Consider the following 19,230-nt stretch of genomic DNA (forward strand, 5'->3'; position numbering starts at 1 on the left):
GTGCAACAGTCATACCGCGCTGATGCCATCGCGAGCAGGCTCACTCCTACAGGGTATTGTGTGCACCTCTATATAGCGGGCACCGGGTGAAAGGCCCGGTGCCGGTGCAACTAGATACCTTCGAGCATAGCGTCTGCCGGCGCTTCGGAGCGTTGCTTGGCGGTCAGCTGGAAGTACAGATAGCCGGCGGCCATGAAGCCAAGGAACACACAACCGATCAGCGTGTTGAACCACGCCATCGCGATCAGGCACACCACCGCCAGAAACAGCGCGATGGCCGGCACGATCGGATAGCCCGGCGCACGGAAGGTGCGCTCCAGATTCGGTTCGGTCTTACGCAACCTGAACAGGCTGAGCATGCTGATGATGTACATCACGATTGCGCCGAACACCGACATGGTGATCATCGCGGCGGTCAGGGTCATGCCTTGCAGGTTGACCAGCCCGTCGCTGTAAATCGCCGCGATGCCGATGACGCCACCGGCCAGAATCGCCCGATGCGGGGTCTGGAAGCGCGACAGTTTGGCCAGGCCTTTCGGCAGATAACCGGCGCGGGCGAGGGCGAAGAACTGACGCGAGTAACCGAGGATGATCCCGTGGAAACTCGCCACCAGGCCGAACAGGCCGATCCACACCAGCATGTGCATCCACGTCGAGTTATTGCCGACCACGGCTTTCATCGCCTGCGGCAGCGGATCGTTGATGTTCGACAGCTGACGCCAGTCGCCAACGCCGCCAGCCATGACCATCACGCCGATGGCCAGAAACACCAGGGTCAGAATGCCGCTGACGTAGGCTTTGGGAATTGTCCGTTTCGGGTCTTTGGCTTCTTCGGCGGCCATGGCAGCACCCTCGATGGCGAGGAAGAACCAGATCGCAAACGGTATCGCTGCGAAGATCCCGGGGATCGAACCCATGGTGAATTCATTCGAGCCCGACCAGCCGTTGAGCACGAAATTGCTGAAGCTGAAGCCCGGCGCGACCACGCCCATGAACACCAGCAACTCGGCAACGGCGAGCACGGTGACCACCAGTTCGAAAGTCGCGGCGATGCTGACACCAAGGATGTTCAGGGTCATGAACACGAAATACGCGCCGACGGCGGCGATCTTCGGATCAAGCTCCGGGTATTGCACATTGAGATAGGCGCCGATGGCCATGGCAATTGCCGGGGGCGCAAAGACAAATTCGATCAGCGTGGCGATGCCGGCGATCAATCCGCCTTTTTCGCCGAATGCCCGACGGCTGTAGGCAAACGGCCCGCCCGCGTGTGGGATGGCGGTGGTTAATTCGGTAAAGCTGAAGATGAAGCAGGTGTACATGGTCGCGACCATCAATGCCGTGACCAGAAACCCGAGCGTGCCGGCGGTGCCCCAGCCGTAACTCCAGCCGAAGTATTCGCCGGAAATCACCAGGCCGACGGCAATGCCCCACAGATGCAGGGTGCCGAGTGTGGGTTTGAGCTGTGTGGTGGAAGTCATAAGTCCTCTCTGTTTTTTATTGTTCGATCTGTTGGACTTTCGGGTGGCGCGGTTGGGTGGGTGGATGCTGTTCACGCAGCGGCAGTTTCAGTGCAAAACCTGAATGACGGGTACGCAAGGGCCGTGCCAGAGCGGCCAGGTCATTGTGTGTTGTGTCATTGAGGATGCCTTCGCGAGCAAGCTCGCTCCCACAGTGGATTTGTGGTGAGCCTGTATATATGGGGCGACACAACTCCCCTTGTGGGAGCGAGCCTGCTCGCGAAAGCGGTTGAGCGGGCGACACAGAAGTATCTGAGTCGCCCAAAGGTTTTAGAAGAAGCCCAACGGATTGATGTCGTAGCTCACCAGCAGGTTTTTCGTCTGCTGATAGTGATCGAGCATCATCTTGTGGGTTTCACGGCCCACGCCAGACTTCTTGTACCCGCCAAACGCGGCATGCGCCGGGTAGAGGTGGTAGCAGTTGGTCCACACGCGGCCAGCCTTGATCGCGCGGCCCATGCGGTAGGCGCGGTTGATGTCGCGGGTCCACAGGCCGGCGCCGAGGCCGAACTCGGTGTCGTTGGCAATGGCCAGGGCTTCGGCTTCGTCCTTGAACGTGGTGATGCTCACCACCGGGCCGAAGATTTCTTCCTGGAACACGCGCATCTTGTTGGTGCCCTTGAGCAGGGTCGGCTGGATGTAATAGCCGGTCGACAGGTTGCCCTCGAGTTTTTCCACCTTGCCGCCGGTCAGCAGCTCGGCGCCTTCGCCCTTGGCGATTTCCAGGTACGAAAGGATTTTGTCGAATTGCTGCTCGGACGCCTGCGCGCCGACCATGGTGTCGGTGTCCAGCGGATCGCCGCGTTTGATTTGCAGGACTTTCTTCATGACGACGGCCATGAACTCGTCGTAGATAGATTCCTGCACCAGCGCACGGGAAGGGCAGGTGCAGACTTCGCCCTGGTTGAAGAACGCCAGCACCAGACCTTCAGCGGCTTTCTCAATGAACGTCGGTTCGGCCTGCATGATGTCTTCGAAGAAGATGTTCGGCGATTTGCCGCCCAGTTCCACGGTGGACGGGATGATGTTCTCGGCCGCGCATTTCATGATGTGCGAGCCGACCGGGGTCGAGCCGGTGAAGGCGATCTTGGCGATGCGCTTGCTGGTGGCCAGCGCTTCGCCGGCTTCTTTGCCGTAGCCCTGAACGATGTTCAGCACGCCCGGTGGCAGCAGGTCGCCGATCAGTTCCAGCAACACGGTAATGCCCAGCGGGGTTTGCTCGGCAGGCTTGAGCACCACGCAGTTACCCGCTGCCAGCGCAGGCGCGAGTTTCCACGCGGCCATCAGGATCGGGAAGTTCCACGGGATGATCTGGCCGACCACGCCCAGCGGTTCATGAATGTGATAGGCCACGGTGTTGCCGTCGATTTCGGCAGCGCTGCCTTCCTGGGCGCGCAGGCAGCCCGCGAAGTAGCGGAAATGGTCGGCCGCCAGCGGGATGTCGGCGTTGAGGGTTTCGCGGATGGCTTTGCCGTTGTCCCAGGTTTCGGTGATCGCCAGCAGTTCGAGGTTCTGTTCGATGCGGTCGGCGATTTTCAGCAGGATCAGCGAGCGCGCCTGCACGGAGGTCGCGCCCCACGCGTCGGCAGCAGCGTGGGCGGCGTCCAGTGCCTTGTCGATGTCTTCGGCAGTGGAACGCGGGAATTCGGCAATTGGCTGGCCATTCACTGGCGAGGTATTGGTGAAGTACTGACCTTTGACAGGCGCGACGAACTCGCCGCCGATGTAGTTACCGTACTTGGCTTTGAACGAGACTTTGGCGCCTTCAGTACCGGGGTGAGCGTAACGCATGATGATGTTCTCCTTGGCTTTGTACTTATTAGAGAAACGCGCAAGTGCGCTTGCCATAAGCGTAGAGCAAAGGTCGGGCCACTGCCGTTCAGGGCAGGTAAATCAAGGGCTTGGCAGGTTTATGTCGGACGAGTGGATTGTGCCTGTGACGGTTTCGGTACAGGTCGGGTGACAGTTTGTACCGCTTTCGGCACAGCTGATGACCGGGCAGTCTTGCCAGCATTGCAATGCGGCGGTGGCTGGAGGATGCTGGGCATCACCTCAGCATTGGGCCGTCGAGCCTCGGGGAGAACAATAAGAAATGCACGACAACCATTTGAGCCGCCATGCCCAACAGGTTCTCACCGCTACCCAGGGCAAACCGCACCTGCACGGGCCCGGTGCCGATCCGTCGATTGCCCGTTCGTGGCTGCGCTGTCTGGAGGACTATCACCTTGACCCCGCGCTGAGCATGGCGCCAACCGTGCTCGAACACGGCCGGGTACTGGAAAGCCGCGAGCGTCTGCAACAGGTATTGCAGATCGCCGGCAATGAAATGAGCAGCCTGCATCAACAGCTCTCTGGCGCTGGCCATGCGGTGCTGTTGACTGACGCGCGCGGGGTGATCCTCAACTGTGTCACCGCGCCGGCCGAACGCAAGATCTTCGAACGCGCCGGGCTCTGGCTGGGTGCTGACTGGAGCGAGGCCTGCGAAGGTACCAACGGCATCGGCACCTGCCTGGTCGAACGTCAGGCGCTGACCATCCATCAAGACGAACACTTTCGCGGTCGCCACACCGGCCTGACCTGTTCGGCGAGCCCGGTGTTCGACCCGCATGGCGAACTGCTGGCGGTGCTCGACGTGTCCTCGGCGCGCCACGACGTTTCGCGGCAGAGCCAGTTCCACACCATGGCGCTGGTCAATCTGTCGGCGAAGATGATCGAGAGTTGTTACTTCCTGCGCTGTTTCGATAACCAATGGTTGCTGCGCTTTCATTTGCAGGCCGAGTCCGTCGGGCTGTTCAGCGAAGGCTTGCTGGCGTTTGACGGGGAAGGGCGGATCAGTGCGGTGAATCAGAGTGCACTGAATTTGCTCGGGCATATTCGCGGTGGTTTGCTGGGTAAACCGGTGGAGGCGTTTTTCGATTGTTCACTGGATGAATTGCTTGGCCGCGCGAGTGCCAATGCCAGCGCCAGTTGGCCGTTGCGCACCCGTGACGGGCGACATTTGTTTGCCGTGCTGCGCGGTGAGTCGCGCAAGCCTCTACCTTTTGTATCGACGCCAGTCGTGGCTGAGGCCCCGCGCCTTTCGGGCATATGCCTCGGTGATGAAACGTTGCAGGCAGATTTTCGCAAAGCCCTGCGCGTGTTCGAGCGTGATGTGCCGCTGCTGATCAACGGCGAAACCGGCTCCGGTAAAGAAGCTTTCGCCAAGGCTGTGCACCAGGCCAGTCAACGCTCCGCCAAATCCTTCGTCGCGCTCAACTGCGCGGCCATTCCTGAGAGCCTGATTGAAAGCGAACTGTTCGGCTATCGCGGCGGCAGCTTCACCGGCGCGCGCAAGGATGGCATGCGCGGCAAGCTGCAGCAGGCCGATGGCGGGACGTTGTTCCTCGATGAAATCGGCGACATGCCGCTGGCCTTGCAGACTCGGCTGTTGCGAGTTCTGGAGGATCGTCAGGTGGTGCCGATCGGCGGCGAGCCGGAGTCGGTCAACGTGCGGATCATCAGTGCCACCCACCGCAATCTGCTGGAGCGGGTCGCGGATGGCAGCTTTCGCGAGGATTTGTATTACCGGCTCAATGGGCTGGAAGTAGCGTTGCCGGCGTTGCGTGAGCGTAGTGACAAGTCGCAGTTGCTGGATTTCCTGCTGGCCGAGGAGGCGGGCGGTGAAACGATAGTAATCGACGAGGCGGCGCGTCAGGCTTTGCTGGCATTTAATTGGCCGGGGAATGTGCGGCAATTGCGCAATGTGCTGCGCACGTTGGCGGCGTTGTGTGATGAAGGGCGGGTCGGGATTGAGGATTTGCCGGTGATGATTCGGCAGGGGCGTCCAGTCCTTCCGCCAGCCGAGTCTGGCGAACACCCATTGGCAGACGCAGAGCGGATTGCCCTGCTTAAAACTCTGGAGCAGACGCGGTGGCATATGACGCATACGGCTGAGCAGCTTGGGGTCAGCCGCAATACCCTTTATAGAAAGCTGCGTAAGCATGGGATTGAGCGGCGCGTCAGTTAGAAGGCCCTCACCCCAGCCCTCTCCCAGAGGGAGAGGCGACCGACCGAGTCGCTCTACTGATCTACGCCGACCTGAGTTATAGAGCCGAACTCAGGATTTGAAGGCGACCGAGATCGGCTCCCTCGCCCGCCGAAAAGTGGACTGGTCGAGATCCAGATCTACTGATCTACGCCGACCTGAAATATCGAGCCTAACTCAGGATTTGAAAACGACGCAGATCGGCGCCCTCTCCCTCTGGGAGAGGGCTGGGGTGAGGGCGGCAGTCTGCAGTCGAGTCGAGATGTTACGGCCCACCCACCCCGCCCCTCACCTAAAGAGTGCGATTTCCCCCTCCCTACGCTAACCTGCGGCCATGTTTTACGAGGTCGACTATGCACATTCATATTCTGGGTATCTGCGGGACTTTCATGGGCTCGATGGCGGTGTTGGCCAAAGAGCTGGGCCATCACGTGACCGGTTCCGACGCCAACGTCTATCCGCCGATGAGCACACAGCTTGAAGCCCAGGGCATTCAGCTGACGCAGGGCTATGACCCGGCGCAACTCGATCCGGCGCCGGATCTGGTGGTGATCGGCAACGCCATGTCCCGTGGCAATCCGGCGGTGGAATATGTCCTGAACAAAGGCCTGCCGTACGTCTCCGGCCCGCAGTGGCTGGCTGACCACGTGCTGCAAGGTCGCTGGGTGCTGGCGGTTGCCGGCACTCACGGCAAAACCACCACCAGCAGCATGCTCGCCTGGGTGCTGGAACATGCTGGCATGAGCCCGGGCTTCCTGATTGGTGGCGTGCCGCAGAATTTCTCGGTGTCGGCGCGACTGGGCGGTACGCCGTTCTTCGTGATCGAGGCCGACGAATACGACAGCGCTTTCTTCGACAAACGCTCGAAATTCGTTCACTACCGTCCGCGCACCGCGATCCTCAACAACCTTGAGTTCGATCATGCTGACATCTTCCCGGATCTGCCGGCGATCGAGCGGCAATTCCACCACTTGGTACGCACCATTCCGAGCGAAGGCCTGGTCATCCATCCGACCACCGAACCGGCTTTGCAGCGTGTGATCGAAATGGGCTGCTGGACCCCGGTGCAGACCACCGGTGCTGGCGGCCAATGGCAGGTCAAACTGTTGAGCGAAGATGGTTCGGCGTTCGAAGTGATGTTCGAAGGCGTGTCGCAAGGCACCGTCGAGTGGGAGCTGACCGGTCAGCACAACGTCGCCAACGCCTTGGCGGCTCTGGCGGCGGCGCGTCATGTGGGTGTGGTGCCGTCGATGGGCATCGCCGGGCTGAGCGCGTTCAAAAACGTCAAACGCCGCATGGAGAAAGTCGCCGAAGTACGCGGCATCACCATCTACGACGACTTCGCTCACCACCCGACCGCCATCGCCACCACCCTCGACGGTTTGCGCAAACGTATCGGCGACGCACCGCTGATCGCGATCATCGAACCGCGCTCCAACTCGATGAAGCTCGGCGCCCACCGTGACGGCTTGCCGGCCAGCGTGGTCGATGCCGACCAAGTGATCTGGTACGCCCCGGCCAACCTCGGCTGGGATCTGGCTGGCACTGCGGCGCTGTGCACGGTGCCGTCGATTGTCAGCGATTCGCTGGAAGGCATCATCGAACGCGTGAAGAGCCAGGCTCAGCCCGGCACTCACGTAGTGATCATGAGCAACGGCGGCTTCGGCGGCCTGCACGGCAAACTCGCCGAGGCGCTGCAATGAACACTTTTTCGCAGGGCAACGGCCCGGAACGCATCACCCTGGCGATGACCGGCGCCTCCGGCGCTCAGTACGGCTTGCGCCTGCTCGATTGCCTGGTGCGTGAAGATCGCGAAGTGCACTTTCTGATCTCCAAGGCTGCGCAATTGGTGATGGCGACCGAGACCGATGTCACGCTGCCACCCAAACCGCAGATGATGCAGGCCTTCCTCACCGAATACACCGGGGCTGCCGCCGGGCAGATTCGCGTGTACGGCAAGGAAGACTGGATGTCGCCGGTGGCCTCCGGGTCTGGCGCTCCGGCGGCAATGGTCGTGGTGCCGTGCTCAACGGGCACGCTATCGGCTATTGCCACGGGTGCCTGCAACAACCTGATCGAACGCGCGGCCGATGTGACATTGAAAGAGCGTCGTCAGTTGATTCTGGTACCGCGTGAGGCGCCGTATTCGAGCATTCATCTGGAGCACATGCTCAAGCTGTCGAACATGGGCGTGACCATTTTGCCGGCGTCGCCGGGTTTCTATCATCAGCCGCAGACCATCGATGATTTGATCGATTTTGTCGTGGCGCGGATTCTCAATCTGCTGGGCATTCCGCAGGACATGCTGCCGCGTTGGGGTGAGCATCATTTGAGCAGCGATGAATAAGCTGCTGGTGATTGGGCTGGTGATGTTGCTGACCGGGTGCGCCACGGCACGCACGCTGGATGCGGCGAAACCGGGGGCACCAGTGGTGTACTCCGGAACGCGGCTGGATTTGTATGCATTGAATGGTGGGTGTTGCGCGATGGATCGCTTCGGGGCTGAAGCGCCGAGTTATCCGGGGCTGGATCTGCCGGCGAGTGCGTTGCTCGATACGCTGTTGTTGCCGTTGTCATTGCTCACGGTGATTGGCGTGGGTTTTCAGGCGACTGGCGGATTATAGGGGAGCGCTACGCACTCCATCGCGAGCAGGCTCGCTCCCACAAGTGGACGCGGTGCAAATGTGGGAGCGAGCCTGCTCGCGAAAGCTTTCCTCCAGGCGCTATAGATTATTTGCCCAGCTTGCGCAGCTCATCCGACTCGATCACCCGCACCCCATCCTGCTCTTCCAGCGCCAATCGCCACATCGCCCGCGCCAATTGGCACGCTTCGATGCCCCGGTATTTCCCCGGAATCAGCTTCGACAACGGCCCGGCCAGTTGCTCGGCCAGACGCGGTTCAGTCCGTTCACCCAATAACAGCGACGGCCGGCAAATGGTCAATTGCGGCCAGTCCTGCGCACGCAGTGCCTGCTCCATTTCACCTTTGACCCGGTTGTAGAAAACCGACGATTTCGGATCGGCGCCAATCGCGCTGATCACAATCAGATGCCGCGCGCCCATCTCCCGCGCGCGTTTGGCAAACGCCACGACCATGTCCAGATCGACCGCGCGAAACGCCGCTTCGGAGCCGGCCTGCTTGATGGTGGTGCCGAGGCAGCAATAGGCGATATCGACCCGGCCGCTGAGTTGCGGCAGAAACACCTGCGGGTCGCCGACGGGGTTTTCCAGGTGCGGATGTTCGGCCAAAGGTCGACGGGAAGGGGCGAGCACGCGAGAAATCGTTGGCTCGTTGAGCAAACGGTCGAGTAGATGTTCACCGGTCAAACCGGTGGCTCCGGCAAGCAATACGTGCTGAGGCGTCAAGTACATAGTGTCTCTCCCTTGATACTGTTCAGCTTAGTTGCTCTTTATCGCTCCGTCGTTCAATGCAGCACTTTGCAAAGCTTTTCTTGCTTGCTGTTTGCGCAGCAGTTGCCAGTGCGCCAACACGGTTTTCGGCGCCCAGATCTGCGGCTCCGAGGCTTCGAAATTGTCCGCCAGTTCACGCTCGGCGACGGTGGCCTTGGCCAGTTTGAAGGCTTGCTCCAGGTCATCGGTCTGGTTCAGCGCCTGGGCGAAGAGCGCATCACCGAAGTAGGTGAAGTTGGCTTCTTCCGAGCAGCCAAAGGACACCCGATCGGCGCGCGAGGCAGTCATGATCAGCGTGCGTTCGTCCTTCAGCGCCGGGATGAAACCGCCGGAGTAGCACGACGAAATCACGATGATCTTGTCGCGATTCTTCAACGGCGCGAGCACGGCGGCGAGTTCGTCGGCGGGCAGGTCGGCCAGTTCCATGCGCGGCTGGTCGAGCACCAACTCATGCTCGGCGGTGCCGTGACTGGTCAGGTAGATGAACAGCAAATCTTCCGGGCCGCTGCGTTCGGCGAGGGTTTGCGCGGCGCGGCGCAGGTTTTCGCGGGTGGCCATCGGCCGGTCGCCGAGGTGGTCGCGGTGGTTGACCAGACGGATCTGGCCGTAAGCGCCGAAGCGCGTATTGAGCATGTTGGCGACGTAGTCGGACTCGCGCAGGAACACACTCTGCTTGCCGTCACCGCCGAGGGTCAGTGTGTATAACTCGACCGCTGGGGTTGAAGCGGGAATGGCGGTCAGGGCTTCATCAAGCAGACGGCCCTGAGCGAGCAAACCAAGCTCGAGCGTATCGGGCAGCAACTTGCCATCGGCGTCGCGCACGCGCTGGCCGTTGATCCAGCTGCCGCTCATGACGCTGCCATCGGTGAGCACCAGAGTGCCACGCCCGGCGTAGCTGTCGTTGTCGAAGCCGCCGATATAGAAGCTGCCGTCAGACAGGTTCAAGCGGCCCTGACCGCTGAAGCGCCAATCACTGAACGTCCCGATGTAATGGCTGCCGTCGGCGCCGATCAGTTCGCCTTTGCCGGTCAGTGCGCCTTCCTTGAACTGGCCGAGCCAGACGTCGCCGTCGGCGTTTTCGTAGCGGCCCTTGCCGTGCAATTGATTGTTCTTGAAGCCGCCGACATAGATGTCGCCGTCAGCGCTGTTGAACGTGCCGTTGCCTTCCAGCTGACCATTGACGAAATGCCCGCTGAACGTGTTGCCACTGGAGTCGCCACGCTGACCTTCGCCGTTGGGCTTGCCGTGGGCGAACTGGCCTTGATAGGAACTGCCGTCGTCCATTTCCAGACGGCCGAGGCCGGAATACTGGTCAGCCCTGAATTCGCCCCGGTAGGTCATGGCGTTTTCTTTCAGGGTGCCTTCGCCGTCACGCCGGCCCTGCTTGAAGCCGCCGGTGTAACTGCTGGCGTTGGTGGTCAGGCTGCCCTGACCGTCGAACAGGCCTTGCTGGAACTGGCCGCGATAGACCTCGCCATTGCTGCCATGCCATTCGCCCTGGCCATGCCACTGGCCCTTGTCGAACTGCCCGGCGTACCAGCTGCCATTGGGGTAGTCGACGCGTCCCTGACCTTGCAGCAAGCCATCGACCAGTTCGCCGCGATAGCGTCCGCCATCCGGCAGGCGTGCATCCGGGGGCAGCAGCGATTCGCCGTCGCCGCACGCGGTAAGCATCAGGGTCAAGGCAATGGGGGCGAGGGCAGCGAGTGAGCGCATAGCGGGATCCGGGCAATTAGGCGACCGAGTATGCCGCAGCTATGCGTCGCATATATAGAGACGTGACGCGAAACAGCGTGCGCTGCTTCGCATCCGGAACGATCAGACGAAGCAGAGCGACAGTGGCTCGGCGATATAGGCCGGTTTGTCCGAGCCTTCTATCTCCAGCGTTGCGGTGGCTTTGAGCAGCCACTGCCCGGGTTTTTTCTCGGTCACTTCGCCCAGATCGACCTTCAGGCGGACTTTCGAGTTGACCTTGACCGGCTGGATGAAACGCACGCTGTCCAGGCCGTAGTTGACCACCATCTTCACGCCTTGCGGCAGGATCAGGATGTCTTCCATCAATTTCGGGATCAGCGACAACGACAGGAAACCGTGGGCAATGGTGCTGCCAAATGGCGTTTGCGCGGCTTTGACCGGGTCGACATGAATGAACTGATAATCACCGGTGGCTTCGGCGAACAGGTTGATGCGTTCCTGATCGATGGTGAGCCATTCGGAACGTCCGAGTTCCTTGCCGACATAATCTTTGAGCTCTGCAACGGGAACATAGGGCATTGAGACTCTCCTTGGGTTCATCGGTTTTATAGTTTTTCAGGTGGGGGGATTTGACCTCCCTGCGAACCACTGTAGATCATCATGGCGATTTGCTCTGGTCAACCGACCATGCTTTTGGCGAATGCCGGTCCATAGCGCAGGCGTGCTTATAATGCCGAGCCTCTGCTGGGCGAAAAGTAAGACGGAGATGTCGGATGTTGCTACGTGGCCTGACCCTGCTGGTGCTGTTTCAATTGCTCGGCACGGCGCTTAATCATTTGCTGTTGCCGGTACTGCCGGGGCCGATCATCGGCCTGCTGCTGTTGCTCGTATTCCTGATCGTTCGCGGTGAAGTCGGCGAGCCGCTGAATCTCGCGGCCGGCAGTCTGCTGCGTTATCTGCCGCTGCTGCTGGTGCCGCCGGCGGTGGGGGTGATGGTTTATGCGAGCGACATTGCTGCCGATTTCTGGGCGATTGTCGGCGCACTGGTGCTGTCGCTGATCCTGTCGATGGCCTTCGCCGGGGTGCTGATGCAGCGCCTGGTCAAGCGTCATGCGCACCGCACGGAGGAGTCCTGATGCTCTTCGACTGGCATGGTGCCTGGGCTTCCGTTATCCATCATCCGCTGTTCGGCATCGGTATCACCCTCGGCGCCTATCAGCTGGTGTTGGCGGCGTTCGAGAAAACCCGCTGGATCTTTCTGCAACCGGTGCTGGTCTCCATGCTGTTGGTGATTGGCGTTCTGGTCGGCTGCGGCCTGAGCTACGCCGAATACCGCAAGAGCACCGAGATCCTCAGCATTCTGCTCGGCCCTGCCACTGTGGCGCTGGCGGTGCCGCTGTACCTCAACCTGCGACGTATTCGGCAATTGTTCTGGCCGATTTTTACTACGCTGGTGATAGGCGGGGTTGTGGCAACGGGCATGGGCGTGGCACTGGGCTGGTGGTTCGGTGCCGAGCACATGATCCTGATGACCATGGCGCCGAAGTCGGTGACCTCGCCGATCGCCATGTTGGTCGCCGAGCAGATCGGTGGTGTTGCCGCTTTGGCCGCTGTGTTCGTATTGATCACCGGGGTGATTGGCGCGATCTTTGGTCCGACGCTATTGAACCGCCTCGGCGTGCACAGCCCCGAAGCGCGCGGCATGGCACTTGGCATGACCGCCCACGCGGTCGGCACGGCGGTGGCCATGCAGGAAAGTGATGAGTGCGGTGCCTTTGCGGCGCTGGCGATGAGTCTGATGGGCGTGGCCACGGCGGTGTTCCTGCCGTTGGCGGTGTCGATGGTGGTGTAAGGAAATGTCTATGAGTCTGCCGCTTTTCCCGCTGAACACGGTGCTGTTTCCCGGTTGCAATCTCGATTTGCAGATATTCGAGGCGCGCTATCTGGACATGATTGGCCGCTGCATGAAACAGGGCGGCGGCTTTGGCGTCGTGTGCATCCTTGAGGGCCATGAAGTCGGCGCTGCCCCTGAAGGCTTTGCCTTGGTCGGATGTGAGGCGCGCATCACCGATTTCCAGCAGCAGGACAATGGTCTGCTGGGGATTCGGGTGCAGGGCGCTCGACGCTTCAACGTGTTACGCACCGAGGTGCAGCGTGATCAATTGATCATCGCCGATGTCGAGTGGCTGGACGAGGAGCCCGAGCAACCGTTGCAGGACGAAGACGCTGACCTGATGGCGCTGCTCAAGGCATTGGCGGAGCACCCGATGGTGGAGGCGCTGAACATGGGTATCGAAGCGCTGGGGCAGCAGTCTTTGGCCAATCAATTGGCTTATCTGTTGCCTTTCGCTGAAGAAGACAAAATCGACCTGCTACAACTCGATGATCCGCAACAGCGACTCGATGCGATCCAGGCGTTGCTCGATGAGTTGCAGGGCGAATTGTTCGCATAGTGACACTTCGATGGGCCCTCGCCACCTGCCCGCAGTGTTTGGGCTTTTCTTCGGCAAGATTCACTGGCGCTCGTTGTCGGGCCCAATAGTGGTCAGGCTCCGATGTGACGAGGAACATCACATCGGGCGCTTGGCATCAAGCAGCTTCGGTCAGGGTCAAGAGATGCTGGCCGCTGCTATGACCAGGTCTTCGGGTTTGATCCGCAAGGCCGGGTCGCTGTCGATTCCCCAGTAGTCTTTTGTCGAGTTGTAATACAGCGTGCCGTTCAGTTTCGTCGTCACGCCAAGGTTCTGGACAATGATTCTGGCGGCCAGCTCATTGCGTTGCCGGTGCAGGCGAATGTCGGCCAGCAGGCTATCGACGCTCGAATAGCTCTGTGCGTTGATCAGGTAAAGTTGCAGCACTTCAAACAGCAAGGCGACCTCATAGATGTTGCCGGAGCGGGTCACTACGCTCACCGACTCGACCGGCATGTCATCTTCTATGGTCGGCAACTCGATCAAGGCGCTACCCACCCACAGGCGCTCGGCGTCCAGTTTGATGTCATCGCGGCTGATCGCCTCGGTCATCCGGGCGGTGAACAGATTCCAGGTCGAGGCATTGCTCGTTCTTGCTTGGGCTCCCGGAGTCATCAGGCGAATGATCATGTTGCTGGTCAAATAGATGTCGTAGCTCGAGCTTCCACCCTGGAGAACATAGATGCCATGGTGGGATGCGGCCTCAATATCGACCCGGTTGGGTGTGGCCGGCAGCGCGATGGTGCGAGCAATCGTTGGCCGGGAAAACAGATATTCACCATGTCTTGGCTTCAGGCAGCCAGCGTCCTTGCGAATCTTGTTGCCCGGTTCCATGGCGTCCGACAGATAGGGCAGATCGGGCAATTGCAGCCGGTAAGAAACGCCGTCCTGCATTACCACGGCAATGTCCTGTGCCAGATGAGCAGTCGTGACCTTCAGGCTGTTCTGGCCGCTGTAGCCATTGGCGTACGTCGATGTCTGGACGACGCCCTTGAGCGTCACTATTTTCTCTGGAAGCAACAGCGAGATATTGATGTCGCTGTAGTACAGGTGGGAGTTGAGCGATACGCCCGCGCGCTTCTCGACATGGTAATTGACGACCACATCGACCATCTCGGAATCCTTGTAATCCAGATAGAGGACTCTGGAGGTTTTGGGCAGGCCGGGCCCGGCAACGAATTCGACCCTGCGCGCGGTGCGTGCCACAAAATGCCGCTTCGATCCCTGCTCCGTGAGCGTGACCGTGCCGCCATTGATGATCTCGGTGGCAGCGGATTTGCCGATGACACTGATGACGACTTCAACATCCTGCGTCGGCGCCCCTTGCATCAGCGATGGCAGGGCAGGCACCAATTCATAGCCGTCCTGGGTCTTGAACAGCAATTGGCCGTTTTTCAGGTGACGTTGACCGTCGACCCATTGGTAGATGTTTTCGATAGTCAGGACATGCTCGGGGTCCTCACCGTCCCGGTCACGCAATGAACTGACGAGCAGTGAGGTGCCGACGATCTGCCAACGCTGGATCCATTCGATGGGCCAGCCCAGTTCGATGACACTCGATTGCTCACCGTCTTCAATGATCGTGGTTCTGGCTGAGGTGTCCGCGATGTAGTAGCGATCCTGGCCGAGACCTCCGTCAACACGGCAATCGGCGCCGCGGATGGCAATGGTATCGTCACCGTCACCGGCCGCGATGTGATCATTGCCATTGGCCGAAATGCGATTGGCCTCGCTGCTCCCGGTGACCAGGCTGACACCATTGCGCAATGTCGAGATGTTTTCGATCGCGCGCACGTGTGCGATCTCGATCGCAGTCGTGCTCTGGTCATGGCTGCGCAGGGCGATCTTGCCGGTCTGCAGATTGATGTCGTAACCGAGGTGGCGGGTATCAGTGACGGGGCGACGGCCTTCAAAGGCCAGGGTGTCGGAACCTTCGCCGCCATCGAGCGTGCTGATGCCGGATGGCGCTGATTGCTGATTGAGCATCTTGTCGGTGGTTTCGAAGTAAAACTCATCGGCCTTGCTGCCGCCGGCCAGGGTCTTCGTGCCCTCCCGATAGCTGAAAAAGTTAGGTTTGTCCTTGACCCCGACGACCTGGTCATTGCCGTCATCGAGGCGCCAGAACACGCCTTTGTCATCGCCGGGCGTGCCTTTGACGCTACCCGCGAGGTTTGGCGGTATGCCGTCGCGGGCATCGATGATGTCGTCGCCGCCGATGATGACTGTTTCGCTGTCGAGCTTGAACGCTTGCTCTGCGGCGCGCTCATTCCATTGGTGACGCCAGATTTTCAAGGGTTGTAGTTCGACACTGAAGCTGCCGTTGACCACATATTCGGCAAAGTTCTTGTAGGCACCTTCCAGCAAGGCTTTGGTCGAGACCTCCCGTTGCCGGGTGTAATCACTGAATGCCTTGGAGATTTTGAAGCGGTCCAGCACTTCTTGATCCAGCTCCTGCCCGGTGAAGGCGAACCAGCCGGAGCGCAAGCGTTCATGGGCGCTCAGTTCGATGTAATCATCAATATCGTCGACCACTCGCGCGGCCTGGTAAATCATCGACCCGAGGATGAGGATGGCCGCTGCGGCCAGGCCCAGCGGGCCGGCGACGCTGCCAAAACCGGCCAGCGCCGCTGCGCCCAGCGCCAGGCTGATGCCCGCACTGGCGACACTCAGAGCGCCGGCGACGTAGTGGTCCTGTGCCTCCTTGCCGCTGCTCGCCGCGGCCGCATTGAACGAGGACACGGCATCGTTGATGTCGAATGGCAGGGTGATTGCGCTGGCAAAGAGGCCGGCACCCCGACTCAGGTATTTGCCGGCCGACGTCAGCGGGAATCGCCCAAACGCCCTCGAACCGTTTCTGAGCATCGCTTCGCCGGTTTTGGTCAGGCCGCGTTCGATGATCAGAGAGCCGAATTCGGCAGCAATCGAACTCCCCTGGTAGACGGCTTCCAGGGTGTCGCCTTTTTTGATGGCATCCATCATCGCCATGTAGCCGCTGTAAATCCCGAATGCCTGCAAGCCGACACCGGCACCACTCATCAGGTAGCTTTTGGATTTGCTGACCCAGCCCGGTGCGTTTTCAAACGAGTCGACGCGATGAATGTCCAGGGTTTGTGCCGCGTGGCTCAGTTGGTTCAGGCGATCCATTCCGCTGCCGGCGGGCAGCGGTCTGGCGCTGACGAACAGCGCCGAGGCATCGCTGGAACGTTTGCAGGCAATTTCAAAGAAGAGGGTGGCCACGACCCCGCTGTCGGCGATGTCCGCGTGTCTGACGCGTGTCTCGACCGTTGCCGAGTTGAAGTTGAGTGCATTCAGAAAGGCCTGGTCCGGTGTTTTTATGCTGGCGTTCGTCGCACTGATGACCTGGCCGTTGACCGTGGCGCCCAGAGCCTTGAGTTCCACCCGGCTCACCCAGACTTCACCGATGCGCAGGGGGCCGAATTGTTTATCGAGGGATTTGAGTGTGTGTTTTACGCCATCGCCTTCAATGAGTGTGTCTGCTGTTATGTTTGAAAGTGTGGAAGTGGCTTCAGTATTGTTGGCAACAGGCGCATGAGTATTGGCCGAACGACTGATTGCGGTGACCTGCAGAGTGGGGCCAGGAGTTATTTCGATTGCCGGTTCTATAAGTTTTGCCACGAGTTGATCCTTTTAATGATAAGCGTTGTGCCGCCCCGGTTTCCGTACCGGTTTGAATAAAGCGTTTAACTGATTTGAATCAGGCGAAGTTGTTGCGAGTACAGGCAGTCAGGCGCATTTATTCAGGCCAGCTGATGTCATCGCCGAACTCGTCTTTATTTCCGGAAAGTTTGAGTATCGGTTTGCCCGCCGCTTGCGCGGCATCGATCAGTCGATCGTATTCATCTTGGTTGGCACGCCCTGCGTGGGTTGCCGCTTCGATGCGTTCGGCGTTTGCGCCGGCCTGTTCCTGGATGTCGTAAACGTTCGCCGCTTTGCTCAGGGTTGAATCCAGCAACCAGACGCGCTTGGCGTCCAGACCTTTTTTGGTCACGGAAATCAGGCCTTCGTGATCATCCGAGGGGAACCGGGTGGTCGGAGCGTCGAGGGCAGACGAGTTGAACAGATAGTTCACTTCGTGGGGGACCACTTCCAGGCCTCGGGTGTCCAGCACATAGATAAACATTTGTGTCTGGCGCTCCCGGGTCCGTTCGTAGTTGCGTTCACGATCCATCGCGACCGGGCTTGCGGCATCCGACCAGTCGGAAGAGGCGCTGCTGTCGTTGCTGTCGCCTGCATCGCTGCCAGGGGATGCATCGTCTGCGGCTCTGCCGGGATACTTGTTGGTCTGGCTGTTGAATCGCAGGTATTCCGGGTCCGGTGCGCTGGCATACATCTGCCCTTCCTTGAGGCTGAACGTGGCGCTCATCGGTTTGTGCGTGGAGGCTCCGGGACTGTGTGCGTAGCGGGACAGCATAGTGTCGTCATTCGCCAATTCGAACGGTGTGCGTTCATCCCCGCGAAACAGCGCCGGCACGTCGGTTCGATAAAGGCAGTTGTGCTGATTGCGCAGGTAACCCAGTTTGGCCAACAGCGCTTCGCGCAGCTCAACGGTCAAGAGACGTTCCGGGTCATACCAGTCATGGCGCGGGTGGCGTTTCAAATGCAGTTCGCTGACAGCATCCTGACTCAACTGGTCGAGGCGATGCGGGTCGCCGATGTCTTGCGTCAGACGTTTATGCGCCGTTGCCCACGCCGGCATCGTCAGCTCGTTCTTGAGGTGCTGCTGCAAGCGGGTCAGCTGGCCTGGCAGCAAGTTGTATGACTGCAGAAATGTCTCGCGTTCTGTCGCGGTCATGGACGGATGCAGCCAGCGCAGTGAACTGCCTACCAATGCCTCGACGGCGTTCGGCATGTCTCGTGGCTCGGCCCAGCGTGGCGGGTTGCCCGAAGCCTGGGCTTCGATCCGGAATCGCGCGATGTCCTGGCCTTCCAGGGCGTACGCCTGCCATATCTGATGATCGGTCCATTGCTGCAAATGCGTGGAGGGGGCGCCAAACCCGTTGACGGGCGGGTCGACCTGGATCCATCGGGCGTATTGATCGCGGAACGCAAACAGTGTGTCGGTTCGCGTTGAGCCCGGTCTCGGTTCAAGTTCGTAATACCCCTGAGCATCCGGAGAGCGATCCGATGGCCTGTAGCGGTTCGGGTCGATGAATGTCGGCGCCTCCATCGTGCGCGGTCGTTTGGCAGCAGAGGGCTGATCGATCTGTTCGTCCGTGAATGCAGAGCGACGCCTGGGAGCAGGCTCGCCTGCGGTTTGTGCGGTCTGGCGGACACGGTTGGTGGCAATGTCGTCGGAGGTCAGGCGCCAGGTTGGCCGCCCTTCATTTTTGTAGATGATCGGGCCAAGTGCATGACGGTCTTTGAGCAGCTTCAGCCGATAGACTTTGAGTTTTTCGTCCAGATCGACATGCGCGGTGCGCAGGCCTCCGTCGTGTTCGACATCGACAAACCGGCGCCCGACGATGAAACGCCAGCCCTCATCGTTGGCGGATTGCATCCCTCGCAGGAAAGGGGCGTGTAGCCAGTATTTATCCACAGGGTGTTCGTTCGCGTGGCCGTCAATGCTCCGTGTCGGCATTTCGCTGATGTGCAACGTGGCTGGCGGGGGGTAATCGATGGCCGGATCAGTTGTCTGGAGGCGAGTGGGGTGTGTTGAAAGACGGGAATCGAAAGGCAAGTGTGCACGTGTAGAAGTGAAGTCTGGCTGGCGCGCAGGTGGCGTAATGGATTCGATGGGTTGCGACGATACAGTGGGTGGTTTGCGCGGTGTTTTTGGACTCATGGATTACTCGGAGTTGATTGGGTTCATGGGTGTTTAAGTTGCTGATTGAGTGCGTGTGATGTTTGTGTGTTACATATGAAAGTTTGTCAGTGGTTGTTTGATTGTTTTGGTTTTGAAGTTCTGGCGGTTTCAATGTAATTGATTTTTTGTCGGGCAGTGGGCGCGTTGTTACGATGCTGCGGTTAAATATGTAACTTGAGTTTTATAGAGTGGGGTGATGTAGGTAGTTGGAGTTATTAAGCGAGGAATACTTACCGGGAAAGTATTAAGGGGGCGTAGGGAGATCGCGCCACTCTTGTCGGAATA

Annotated in this window: 14 protein-coding genes; 7 read left to right on the top strand and 7 right to left on the bottom strand. The window is 59.8% G+C overall.

Features of this window, described 5'->3' with window-relative positions:
- Positions 1–110: 110 nt before the first annotated feature.
- Together eat and HUW52_RS05255 are read right to left on the bottom strand one after the other, a co-directional pair.
- The gene (eat, locus tag HUW52_RS05250) at positions 111–1,481 is read right to left on the bottom strand and encodes an ethanolamine permease (protein ID WP_175553123.1); all 1,371 of its coding nucleotides are present in this window, start codon (positions 1,479–1,481) and stop codon (positions 111–113) included.
- Positions 1,482–1,790: 309 nt separating this feature from the next.
- Positions 1,791–3,311 carry an aldehyde dehydrogenase family protein gene (locus HUW52_RS05255; RefSeq protein ID WP_016984137.1) on the bottom strand — a complete coding sequence of 507 codons (1,521 nt, stop codon included), beginning with the start codon at positions 3,309–3,311 and terminating at the stop codon, positions 1,791–1,793.
- 301 nt (positions 3,312–3,612) lie between these two features.
- Here HUW52_RS05255 and HUW52_RS05260 point away from each other — a divergent pair, with 301 nt between their 5' ends.
- From HUW52_RS05260 to HUW52_RS05275, 4 genes are all read left to right on the top strand, one after another.
- Entirely contained in the window at positions 3,613–5,526 is a 1,914-nt protein-coding gene (locus HUW52_RS05260) for a sigma-54-dependent Fis family transcriptional regulator (RefSeq protein WP_175553124.1), read from the top strand.
- Positions 5,527–5,897: 371 nt separating this feature from the next.
- Positions 5,898–7,247 carry a UDP-N-acetylmuramate:L-alanyl-gamma-D-glutamyl-meso-diaminopimelate ligase gene (mpl, locus tag HUW52_RS05265; RefSeq protein WP_008083666.1) on the top strand — a complete coding sequence of 450 codons (1,350 nt, stop codon included), beginning with the start codon at positions 5,898–5,900 and terminating at the stop codon, positions 7,245–7,247.
- A complete protein-coding gene (ubiX, locus tag HUW52_RS05270) occupies positions 7,244–7,891 on the top strand; it encodes a flavin prenyltransferase UbiX (RefSeq protein ID WP_053124202.1) in 648 nt (215 codons plus the stop codon). Before mpl ends, ubiX begins: the two co-directional genes overlap by 4 nt.
- Positions 7,884–8,168 carry a YceK/YidQ family lipoprotein gene (locus HUW52_RS05275; RefSeq protein ID WP_175553125.1) on the top strand — a complete coding sequence of 95 codons (285 nt, stop codon included), beginning with the start codon at positions 7,884–7,886 and terminating at the stop codon, positions 8,166–8,168. The genes ubiX and HUW52_RS05275 overlap by 8 nt, the downstream gene beginning before the upstream one ends.
- A 106-nt stretch (positions 8,169–8,274) precedes the next feature.
- Here HUW52_RS05275 and HUW52_RS05280 read toward each other — a convergent pair whose 3' ends face one another.
- The 3 genes from HUW52_RS05280 to HUW52_RS05290 all read right to left on the bottom strand — a co-directional run bounded on the left by HUW52_RS05280 (position 8,275) and on the right by HUW52_RS05290 (position 11,229).
- Entirely contained in the window at positions 8,275–8,916 is a 642-nt protein-coding gene (locus tag HUW52_RS05280) for an oxidoreductase (RefSeq protein ID WP_016986105.1), read from the bottom strand.
- Positions 8,917–8,943: 27 nt separating this feature from the next.
- Positions 8,944–10,671: a C13 family peptidase gene (locus HUW52_RS05285; RefSeq protein ID WP_175553126.1), complete on the bottom strand. Its 1,728-nt coding sequence runs from the start codon at positions 10,669–10,671 to the stop codon at positions 8,944–8,946.
- Positions 10,672–10,773: 102 nt separating this feature from the next.
- Positions 10,774–11,229 (bottom strand): MaoC family dehydratase, encoded by a 456-nt coding sequence (locus HUW52_RS05290; protein WP_007909575.1) that lies wholly within the window; start codon positions 11,227–11,229, stop codon positions 10,774–10,776.
- Between the two features lie 194 nt (positions 11,230–11,423).
- Here HUW52_RS05290 and HUW52_RS05295 point away from each other — a divergent pair, with 194 nt between their 5' ends.
- The 3 genes from HUW52_RS05295 to HUW52_RS05305 are packed head-to-tail and all read left to right on the top strand — an operon-like array spanning position 11,424 to position 13,103.
- Entirely contained in the window at positions 11,424–11,786 is a 363-nt protein-coding gene (locus HUW52_RS05295; protein WP_016986107.1) for a CidA/LrgA family protein, read from the top strand.
- Positions 11,786–12,502 carry an LrgB family protein gene (locus HUW52_RS05300; RefSeq protein WP_016986108.1) on the top strand — a complete coding sequence of 239 codons (717 nt, stop codon included), beginning with the start codon at positions 11,786–11,788 and terminating at the stop codon, positions 12,500–12,502. The genes HUW52_RS05295 and HUW52_RS05300 overlap by 1 nt, the downstream gene beginning before the upstream one ends.
- Before the next feature lie 10 nt (positions 12,503–12,512).
- Positions 12,513–13,103, top strand: a complete 591-nt coding sequence (locus tag HUW52_RS05305) for an LON peptidase substrate-binding domain-containing protein (protein ID WP_016986109.1) — start codon at positions 12,513–12,515, stop codon at positions 13,101–13,103.
- Positions 13,104–13,259: 156 nt separating this feature from the next.
- On the opposite strand, the gene HUW52_RS05310 is transcribed toward HUW52_RS05305, so the two are convergent.
- Both HUW52_RS05310 and HUW52_RS05315 read right to left on the bottom strand, forming a co-directional pair.
- Complete coding sequence (locus HUW52_RS05310) at positions 13,260–16,757, bottom strand: calcium-binding protein (protein ID WP_256667904.1); 3,498 nt, start codon at positions 16,755–16,757, stop codon at positions 13,260–13,262.
- Positions 16,758–16,875: 118 nt separating this feature from the next.
- Positions 16,876–18,639 carry a hypothetical protein gene (locus HUW52_RS05315; protein WP_175553127.1) on the bottom strand — a complete coding sequence of 588 codons (1,764 nt, stop codon included), beginning with the start codon at positions 18,637–18,639 and terminating at the stop codon, positions 16,876–16,878.
- Between the last annotated feature and the right edge of the window lie 591 nt (positions 18,640–19,230).

It is taken from the genome of Pseudomonas sp. 43A (assembly GCF_013363935.1).
In the GTDB taxonomy this organism is placed as follows: Bacteria; Pseudomonadota; Gammaproteobacteria; order Pseudomonadales; family Pseudomonadaceae; genus Aquipseudomonas; species Aquipseudomonas crudilactis.